Annotated in this window: 11 protein-coding genes, 1 tRNA gene and 1 pseudogene; 4 read left to right on the forward strand and 9 right to left on the reverse strand. The window is 68.5% G+C overall.

Annotated features, from left to right (window positions below):
* The first annotated feature begins 575 nt into the window (after window positions 1-575).
* The 3 genes from M3Q23_08585 to M3Q23_08595 are packed head-to-tail and all read left to right on the forward strand — an operon-like array spanning window position 576 to window position 2,905.
* Window positions 576-1,199, forward strand: coding sequence for a hypothetical protein (locus M3Q23_08585; GenBank protein ID MDP9342142.1), 624 nt, complete (start codon window positions 576-578; stop codon window positions 1,197-1,199).
* 24 nt (window positions 1,200-1,223) lie between these two features.
* The gene (locus tag M3Q23_08590) at window positions 1,224-2,240 is read left to right on the forward strand and encodes a restriction endonuclease (protein MDP9342143.1); all 1,017 of its coding nucleotides are present in this window, start codon (window positions 1,224-1,226) and stop codon (window positions 2,238-2,240) included.
* A gap of 5 nt (window positions 2,241-2,245) precedes the next feature.
* A complete protein-coding gene (locus M3Q23_08595) occupies window positions 2,246-2,905 on the forward strand; it encodes a hypothetical protein (GenBank protein ID MDP9342144.1) in 660 nt (219 codons plus the stop codon).
* Between the two features lie 164 nt (window positions 2,906-3,069).
* Here the strand turns inward: M3Q23_08595 and M3Q23_08600 are convergent.
* The 6 genes from M3Q23_08600 to obgE all read right to left on the reverse strand — a co-directional run bounded on the left by M3Q23_08600 (window position 3,070) and on the right by obgE (window position 7,066).
* Window positions 3,070-3,142, reverse strand: a tRNA-Ala gene (locus M3Q23_08600).
* Between the two features lie 38 nt (window positions 3,143-3,180).
* A complete protein-coding gene (rsfS, locus tag M3Q23_08605) occupies window positions 3,181-3,573 on the reverse strand; it encodes a ribosome silencing factor (GenBank protein MDP9342145.1) in 393 nt (130 codons plus the stop codon).
* A gap of 15 nt (window positions 3,574-3,588) precedes the next feature.
* The gene (locus tag M3Q23_08610) at window positions 3,589-4,713 is read right to left on the reverse strand and encodes an LCP family protein (GenBank protein ID MDP9342146.1); all 1,125 of its coding nucleotides are present in this window, start codon (window positions 4,711-4,713) and stop codon (window positions 3,589-3,591) included.
* Complete coding sequence (nadD, locus tag M3Q23_08615) at window positions 4,710-5,285, reverse strand: nicotinate-nucleotide adenylyltransferase (protein ID MDP9342147.1); 576 nt, start codon at window positions 5,283-5,285, stop codon at window positions 4,710-4,712. The genes M3Q23_08610 and nadD overlap by 4 nt, the downstream gene beginning before the upstream one ends.
* A 70-nt stretch (window positions 5,286-5,355) precedes the next feature.
* Entirely contained in the window at window positions 5,356-5,802 is a 447-nt protein-coding gene (locus tag M3Q23_08620; GenBank protein MDP9342148.1) for a maleylpyruvate isomerase N-terminal domain-containing protein, read from the reverse strand.
* Window positions 5,795-7,066 (reverse strand): GTPase ObgE, encoded by a 1,272-nt coding sequence (gene obgE / locus M3Q23_08625; GenBank protein ID MDP9342149.1) that lies wholly within the window; start codon window positions 7,064-7,066, stop codon window positions 5,795-5,797. Before obgE ends, M3Q23_08620 begins: the two co-directional genes overlap by 8 nt.
* 51 nt (window positions 7,067-7,117) lie before the next feature.
* Here obgE and M3Q23_08630 point away from each other — a divergent pair, with 51 nt between their 5' ends.
* Entirely contained in the window at window positions 7,118-7,525 is a 408-nt protein-coding gene (locus M3Q23_08630; GenBank protein MDP9342150.1) for a hypothetical protein, read from the forward strand.
* A gap of 15 nt (window positions 7,526-7,540) precedes the next feature.
* Here the strand turns inward: M3Q23_08630 and M3Q23_08635 are convergent, their stop codons facing one another.
* The 3 genes and pseudogenes from M3Q23_08635 to rplU form a co-directional block, all read right to left on the reverse strand.
* Window positions 7,541-8,032: a DUF1801 domain-containing protein gene (locus M3Q23_08635; GenBank protein MDP9342151.1), complete on the reverse strand. Its 492-nt coding sequence runs from the start codon at window positions 8,030-8,032 to the stop codon at window positions 7,541-7,543.
* Window positions 8,033-8,160: 128 nt separating this feature from the next.
* The gene (gene rpmA, locus M3Q23_08640) at window positions 8,161-8,430 is read right to left on the reverse strand and encodes a 50S ribosomal protein L27 (GenBank protein MDP9342152.1); all 270 of its coding nucleotides are present in this window, start codon (window positions 8,428-8,430) and stop codon (window positions 8,161-8,163) included.
* Window positions 8,431-8,623: 193 nt separating this feature from the next.
* Window positions 8,624-8,914 (reverse strand): annotated as a pseudogene (gene rplU / locus M3Q23_08645) (50S ribosomal protein L21).
* Window positions 8,915-8,950: the final 36 nt, after the last annotated feature.

Genomic DNA, 8,950 nt, shown 5'->3' on the forward strand with positions numbered 1-8,950 from the left:
TCTGAGGCGGTCGCTCCATGGGCGCTCCGCCACACAATGAGGGCGCGGCGCATCGTCACGGAGGACGTCGTCCGACGACCCCGTCGAACGATCGAGGCGAGCTCCCGCTCCTCGTCGGCGGTGACAGACGAACGAAGACGATGGGCGGTCGCCCGCGAGCCATGGCGCACCTCCTGGGGGAAGCAGCCCGACGGCTTCAGGAGTCATCGCCTGCAGCGTGCCACCGCTACGTGGGACTTACAAGGATGTAATTACCCTACGCAGGATCATCGCCGGCGCACTAGGCGAGGCGATCCGTAGATGGGTCATTTGGGCCGAAAGTCGCTTCAGCAAGCCAAGGAGTGGACCTGAGGGGAGTGTTTTCGAACCGACAATTCGGACAAACCATCCGAGACCTGCATCGCCGAGTCAAGCCATAGACTGCCTGAGGGCCGCCACGCAATTCCTCCGACCGGAGCGTAGCTCACCACAGGACCTTTACCCCAGGTGGATGAATCGACCGCGGTCGCCGTCCCCGACGGCGCGGGGATTGGCGGATCTGCGCAGCGTCGCGCGACCCGACTAGACTCGATCGGATGACTCCTCAAGCCCGCGAGGCGCTGAAAGTGCTGAGTGCCGAGAAGGGACCGCTCGCTGGAGCCGAGACACGAGTGCCAGCGAAGCCGGGCCTGTACGCGATCCATGGGGCCGCTGGAGCTTGGCGCGAGCTAGGCCTGGGCGATCCGCCCGATGACCGCCCTCTGTACGTGGGCAAAGCCGAGGAGAGTCTCCTCGCCCGAGATATCAACACCCACTTCGGCGACGGCCACACCGGGTCGTCAACGGTCCGCCGATCCTTCGCGGCCCTGCTCCGTAGCCGGCTCAAGCTCGCGGGTAGGCCGCGCAACCCGGCCAAGCCGGAGCGGTTCGCCAACTATGGGCTATCACCGGAGGATGACGCCAAGCTCACCGCCTGGATGCGGAAGCGCTTGAACCTCGCAACTTGGACACCGGGCAAGCCGATGGTGCTGGAGCCGGTCGAGATCGAACTCATTCAGCAATGGAAGCCGCCTCTGAACCTCAAGAACGTGGCAACAGCGTGGACGGGGCAAGTGAAGGACGCCCGCAGGAGCATGGCAGATGAAGCTCGAGCTTGGAGGCCCGAGCCATTGAGGCCAACCAGTACCCAGCGGTCTGGGGAGACTACGCTGCCGACGTAGAGCGAGAAGGCCTGGGAGGGGCGTATGGCTGTCTGGGTGGTCAAGGGCGGACGCCATGGAGAGTTCGAGGACACCTTTCTCACCGAAGGCTTGATCGGGAAGGGCGGCAAACTACCAGACCTGTCCTCGGTGAGCTCCCGCGAGGAGTTGCGGAGAATGTTCGAGGTCGCCTACCCGGACGCGCAAACCTCACAGGTCGCCAACCACGTGGGGCAATTCTGGTCGCTGCTCAAGAGCATGGATCAGGGCGAGTTGGTCGTCCTGCCACTGAAGACGACCCACAACGTTGCTGTCGGGCGGATCGACGGCCCATATCAGTACCGCGAGGATCTCGTAGACACGCTCCATCACGTACGGCCGGTTTGGTGGATCAACACCGAAGTGCCTCGCGACGCTTTCGATCAAGACCTCCTCTATTCGTTTGGTGCCCTTATCACGATCGGGCGCGTCAACCGCGAGCACGCGGAGCAGAGAATCCTCGCCGCCTTCGAGCAGGGGCCCCAGCCCGCGCCTGCCCCTCCTGGAGGAGGCGGACAGGGATCTGATGGATCGGCCGAGGAAACCCCCGATGTCGAAGCCGTCGCCCGGGATCAGATTCGCCTCTTCATAAGTGCGAACTTCGCGGGGCATGACCTGGCAAGGCTGGTCGGAGCGATCCTCCAAGCACAAGGCTTCGCAGTGACCCTCAGCCCACCGGGAGCTGATCAAGGCGTCGACATCCTGGCTGGACACGGCGCCCTTGGCCTCGACAGCCCCCGAGTCGTTGTGCAGGTGAAGACCGGTCAAGCCGGGATCGAGGAGTTTCGTTCTCTGCGCGGCCTCGTGACCGCACTCGCGGCTGATCAGGGGTTGCTGGTTGCATGGCGGGGCTTCAAGGGAACCGTTCGGACAGAAGCGAAGCAGGACTATTTCAAGATGCGCCTCTGGGACGCAGAGGATCTCCTCAGCGCCTTGCTCTCCGTGTACGAGAAGCTGGGAGAGGACGTCCGGTCGGAACTTCCACTCCAGCGGGTCTGGGCGCTCGTCCCGTCCGTCGAATAGAGACCATGTCTCTTACCGAAGACGAGTGGGCGCTCCTCGAGAAGGCATGCGCCACGGTGCCGCCCATGGCTATGCCGCCGGCAGTCGGTAGTGATCGCGACTACCCGGACTACGTCACGAACCAGTTCCTGACCGTGCTGGACCTACGACTCATCAACCCCATCGTGAAGAACGCGATCACGTACTACGAGAACAACCGATGGGATGAGGTCAGGAGCCTTGCCGATCTGGAAGCTGTTCTCGGCCGGCACCCGAACGACCCCGTCGGAAACCGGGATGCGGCCAAATACCTCTGGGGCTATGCATACGGAGACCGCCTCGGGTGGCTACGGGGATTGGTGCGATGGGCGCGGGAGATGGGCCTTACAAACCAAGATCGCCTGCGAGATTGGGCTCACGAGAGCGACTTCGAGCGGGACTTCGCCTGGCGGACGAAGGGCTTGGGCATCGCAGCATACTCCTGGCTGGTGATGAGGCTGGGCGTGGACACCGTGAAACCGGACGTCATGGTTCATCGCTTCGTAACGAGGGTCTTGGGGCGAGACCTCGGCGACCTAGAGCTGATTCACGTCATCACGAAAGCAGCCCACCGAGTTGGCAGAAGTGCAAGAGAACTAGATGGCGCGATTTGGGAGTACGAACGAGGGGGGCCCGGGGCAATCTAACAATCAGCCGTGGCGCGCTTCATGACGGCCGGGTGCTGGATGCTCGGGATGTCACGGGCGCCGCTCGGACTCCGGCTCGGTTCGTCCGCTGGTAACCGACCGAAGCGATCCGACATCGGAATAGGCAGCTGAGCAGCAGGAACACAGCCAAAATGCTTGTGCAGTGGACCTGAGGGGAGTCGAACCCCTGACCTCTGCCCTGCCGAGGCAGCGCTCTACCAACTGAGCTACAGGCCCTGGAACGGCGATTCTACCAACCGGGGCCGGGCGGCCCCTCAGCCGGATGCGGCGCCGGCTTCCTCCCACTCGACGGTGGGCGCGTCGCGCCACAGCCGCTCGAGGTCGTAGAAGTCGCGCTCCTCCTCCCCGAACACGTGCACGACCACGTCCACGTAGTCGAGGAGCACCCACGCGCCCTCGGACTCGCCCTCCCGGCGCAGGGGCTTCACGGCCAGCCCGCGGAGGGCCTTCTCGATCTCCTCGACGATGGTCCGGACCTGGCGGTCGCTCGAACCGCTCGCGATCACGAAGTAGTCGGTGATCACGATGAGGTCGCGCACGTCGAGGATCACGATGCGTGAGCCCTGCTTCTCCGAGGCCGCCCGGGCGGCGGCCACCGCGACGTCTCGTGAGTCCGGCACTTCCCGGACGGCCTTACCCTCCGGCACGTCCCCGTCGATCGCTCATGCGGCTGTGAGATCCCTCCCGACCACGATGGTGATGTCCGCGAGTCCCGATGTTCCCGCCCCCAAGACTACCGTTCCCACGCCCAGGAGCCTCCGAACCCGCTTCGCCTGGGCCTCGGCCTGATCGGTAGTCGCCACGATCTCAGTCACCTGGTGATCGAACGTCTGGGCGTTCCCCGAGGCCACGATGCGGAACCCGCCGGGCACGAGCCTGGCCGCCACCGTCTCCCCCACCCCCGGAACGCCGCTCCCGTTCAGCACCACCACGCCGACGGGCGGCTTGGTCTGGATGCCGAGCACCGAGGACAGGGTCCTGCGAATCGCCGGGTCGTCCGGCACCAGGAGCCGCCCCTCGGAAGGGGTGGCGGGCAGCTCGCGGTACCGGGGAGCTCTGGCCTCCGCGAACACCGCGAGCACCGAGGCCGGGTCGTCGACCTGGGTGAAATCGTCCGCCTGGGCCGAGAGGCCGCTTCTGAACAGGGCCACCAGCAGCTCCTGCCAGCGCTCGGCCGGGGCCAGGCCCGCCGCGCCCCTCAGGAAGGCCGAAGCCAGACGGCCGTCCATGGTCACGGGTCCCGGGCCGATCTCCCGCCCGTCGACCTCGACCGGCTGGACCAGGTCGACGCTCACTCCCCCGGCCCCGTCCACGATCCGGGCCAGGCCGGCCAGGTCCGTGATGGACTCGTGGGGCACCCACGTCCCGAGCGCGTTGGAGACCGACGCGGTGAACAGCGGGCCGGGCGCGGCGACGGCGTCGGCCACCGTCCCGCTCCCCGCTCCCGGCAGGGTCAGGACCAGCCGCGCCGGCACGTCCACCACGGCCGGTGGCTGCCCTCCCATCGAGCCGACCAGGGCGACGAAGGGCTCGGGCTTCGCCAGCACGGCGAACAGGACCAGGTGGGACGGGCCGGTGAACCTCGATACCGGGCTGGGGGTCGTCCGCGGAGCGGGCGGGCGGGCGCCGGTGTCGCGGCTGTACACCCAGCCGATGGCCACCGCCGCGACCACGATGGCCCCGGTGGCGGCCAGGCTCACCCACCGCCGGTCCCTTCTGGAACCGAGGGGGCCCCGCCCGCTCCCGCCGCCGGCGACCCACGGCTCCTCCCGCACCCTCGTCCTCACCGGTACAGCCCGCTCTTCTCGATGTACGTGAGCACGCCGTCCGGCACCAGGTAGCGGATGGGGACGCCCCGGCGCACCCGGTCGCGGATGTCGGTGGAGGAGATGGCGAGCGCGGGGATGGTCATGACCGAGATCCGGGGGTGCCAGGTGGGCGCGCCCCGCTCGAACGCGGCCAGGTCGTACCCGGGCCGGGTGGCGGCGATGAAGTGCCCCAGCTCGAGGGCCTCGTCCGGGTCCTTCCACTGGAAGATCTCGAGGATGGCGTCCGCGCCGGTGATGAAGTACAGGTCCACGTCCTCGTCCCGCTCTTCGCGGAGCTGCCGGAGCGTCTCCACCGTGTAGGTGGGGCCGTCCCGCTCGATCTCCAGACGGGAGATGGTGAACCGCGGGTTGCTGGACGTGGCGATGACCACCATCAGGTAGCGGTCCTCGGGCGGCGAGACCACGCGGGTCTCCTTCATCCAGGGCTGCCCGGTGGGGACGAACACGACCTCGTCCAGCTCGAACTGCCACAGCGCTTCCTCGGCAGTGAGCAGGTGACCGTGGTGGATGGGGTCGAAGGTGCCGCCCATGACCCCCAGACGCCTGGGCCTCGACACAGCCGGATTCTATGGCCGGGGCCCGGCGATTCCTCGGAAGGGGCTATGTCTGGCCGGTCCGGGACCGCACGAACCGTTCCAGGTCCGGCAGGTGCTCCCGGTAGTGGGCGGGCCCGGACTCGACGAACCACTCCTCGGCGGCCGGGGTGATCTCCGGGAGCGCACCCCACGCGTGGAGCATCATGGCCCGGGCCGACCACAGCTCGCACTTCACGGCCCGGGAGTCCAGGTCGCGGCAGGCGTCGTAGAAGTCCCGGTTCCTGGCGTCGACGTCGATCCGGGTCTCCTCCCACGTCCCCAGGCCGATGCGCTCGAGCACGTGCGCGGCCTCCGCCATCCAGCACCCCAGGTGGGCCAGGAGGTCCTTCACCGACCACTCCGTGGTGAGCCCGGGCTCGGCCAGGTCCTCTGCGCTCAGCCCACCGAGCAGGGAGCACAGGGCCTCGTAGCCCTCGTCCTCCTGCCGGACCAGCCGCGACCGCCTATCCATGCCCATGCTGCTCCTCGGGGAAGAACTCGAACGCCCGGTCTCCGATCACGACCTCGTCGCCCCGGCGCGCGCCGGCCGCCGCCAGGCGCCGCTCCACGCCCTCCCGCTTCAGGCGGTTCTGCAGGGAGACCACCTCGGCCGGATCCTCGAAGTCGGTCTCGGCCACCCAGCGTTCCACGTGCCGCCCCGCGACCCGGAACCGTTCCCCCTCCCGGCGGACGGTGAAGCGCTCCCGGCCGGGACGCAGGACCACCAGCGGGCCACGGTCCTGGGCTGCCTCGGCCGCTTCGGAGGCCCGGGCCGCCAGCTCCTCCAGCCGATTCCGGAGCTCGTCCACTCCTTCGCCGGTCAGCCCGGACACCGCCACCGCAGGGCCGAACTGCTCCAGTGCAGCCACGCGCTCGGAGCGCTCGGACGGGTCCACCAGGTCGGATTTCGTCGCGGCCACCACCCTGAGCCGCTCGGCCAGGGAGGGATCGTACGCCGCCAGCTCTTCGACCAGCGTGCTCGTGTCCTGCACCGGGTCCTCCGCGGCGAGGTCCACCACCACCGCCAGGACCCGGCAGCGCATCACGTGCCGGAGGAAGCGATGCCCCAGCCCGCGGCCCTCGTGGGCTCCCTCCACCAGGCCGGGGATGTCGGCCACCACGAACCGCTGCTCGCCCTCCGCGACGCCCAGGTTCGGGGTGAGCGTGGTGAAAGGGTAGTCGGCGATCTTGGGCCGGGCCGCCGACAGGCGCGACAGCAGGGTCGACTTGCCGGCATTGGGAAGCCCCACCAAGCCGACGTCGGCCACCACCCGGAGCTCCAGGTCGAGGCGGCGCTCCTCACCGGGCTCGCCGGCCTCGGCCCGACCGGGCGCCCGGTTCCGGGGCCCGGCCAGGGACGCGTTGCCGCGCCCACCACGGCCTCCCCGGGCCACCACGGCGCGCGCCCCCTCCCCCACCAGGTCCGCGACCAGGCCTTCCTCGCCCCGGACCACCGTCCCGTCGGGAACCCGGACCACGAGGTCGCGTCCCGCGCCGCCCGTCCGGTTCGACTTCCCGCCGGGACGCCCGTTCTCGGCCCGCTGGTGGGGATGGTCGGCCAGCGCCGAGAGGTCCCGCATGCCCCGGTCGACCTCCAGGATCACCGAGCCTCCGGGCCCCCCGTCGCCGCCGTCCGGGCCGCCGCGGGGCGTGTACGGCTCGCGCCGGAACGAGACCGCCCCGTCGCCGCCCCCGCCGGCCCGAACGAACATCACCGCCTCGTCCGCGAACGCCATGGCTGACGATTGTGGTCGAAATCGGGGCCGGCGGTGGAAGATGTTCGCGACATGGGAGATGGCGCGGCCATGGAGCCGATCACCGTGTGGGCCATCAAGCTTGGCGACTACACGGACGAGGTTCGCGGCACCCTCAGCCTGGACCCCGAGACGTTGCGGTTCGAGCACCACAAGGGCACGAAGAGCCTGTCCATCCCGATCGGGTCGATCAGGCGGACCAAGCGGGTGTTCGGCTCGCCGGTGTTGATCGTCGATTTCTTCCAGGACGAGCGCCTGACCCGGATGGCCTTCTACTTCGCCCAGCCGCCGCCCCTGGACGCCGAGCCCATGACCCGCAAGCGCCGCAAGCAGCGCAAGGAGAACATGGGCTTCCTCATGCAGCAGAACTCCATGAAGCGCGAGGCGGTCCGGGAATGGCGGCAGGCCATCGACCAGGCCGTGCGGGAGGCCCGCCGCTAGTGACGAGCTCAGTCCTCAGCTCACCGCTTTCTTCACGAGCGCGCGGATCTCTGCCTCTTCGGCGGCGGTCAACTCCTTCAGCGCGAAGGCGACCGGCCACAGGGCGCCCTCGTCGAGGTTCGCCTCGTCGCTGAAGCCGAACGTCGCATACCTCGTCTTGAACTTCTGCGCGCTCTGGAAGAAGCAGACGACCTTGCCCTCCTTGGCGTACGCAGGCATCCCGTACCAGGTTTTCGGCGAGAGGGCGGGCGCGCTGTCTTTGATGATCGCATGGAGCCGCTTGGCCATGGCGCGATCTGGTTCCGGCATCGCGGCGATCGCCACAAGCACAGCGCTTTCCCCTTCCGCCTTGTCCTTGTCCACGCGCGCTTCCGCCTTCAGCTCTTGGGCACGAGCCTTCATCGCGGCTCGTTCCTCGTCCGTGAATCCCTTGGACGTCTTGCCGGTCGCGGTGGTGCGCTTGGCGGACTTTCGCGTGGCCTTCTTTGCAAGTTTCCTCTGAGGCATCGTTTCTCCTCGGCGAGATCTGGCGGGGGCGACCGGTGCAACGCTACGACATCAGGGGGCGTGTGCTCAGCCCGCCTCCGTCAACAACCTTCCTGGAAAGGTAGGGGCTGTTCGGGGGCCTGAGGCCCCTAGGCGGAACCGCCGTCGGGGGACGGCGTGACCACGGCGAAGCGGCGGCCGCGGGAGCTCTGGAAGCCGACCACGCCGGGGACCTTGGCGAACAGGGTGTCGTCGCTGCCCTTGCCGACCCCCAGGCCCGGGTGGATCCGGGTCCCGCGCTGGCGCACGATGATGGTTCCGGCCGGGACCGTCTGTCCGCCGAATGCCTTCACCCCGAGCCGCTTGGACTGGGAGTCGCGCCCGTTGCGGGACGCGCCGCCGCCCTTCTTGTGTGCCATGGTCGTGTCAGGTTACCAGCGGTTACTCGTCGCCGGCAGCCTCCGCGGCCTCCGCGTTTTCCGCGGCCTCGGCGCTTTCCGTAGCGTCGGTGTCCTCCGGAGCCTCGGCATTCGCCTCGGTCTTCGGGGCTGCGGCGGCCTTGGCGGTCTGGGCCTTGGAGGCCGGCTTCTGGCCCTCCAGGCGGACGTCCTCGATCTCCAGCAGGGTCATGAGCTGGCGGTGGCCCTGCCGTCGCGAGTACCCCGTCTTGGGCCGGTACTTGAACACCTTGACCTTGTCGCCCTTCTGCTCGCCGACCAGCTTGCCGACCACCACGGCCTTGGCCAGGTCCTTGCCGTGATGCGTCTTCCCGTCGTCGTCCACCACCAGCAGCGGATGGAACTCGACGGCGTCGCCGGGCTGGCCGTGCACCAGCTCGACCTCGATGACGTCGCCGGACTTCACCCGGTGCTGCTTGCCTCCCGCCTTGATGACGGCGTACATGGTTCCTCCCTCCGGACGCCCGCGCGGAGCGCGGAC

This window comes from Actinomycetota bacterium (assembly GCA_030774015.1).
GTDB lineage: Bacteria > Actinomycetota > UBA4738 > UBA4738 > JACQTL01 > JALYLZ01.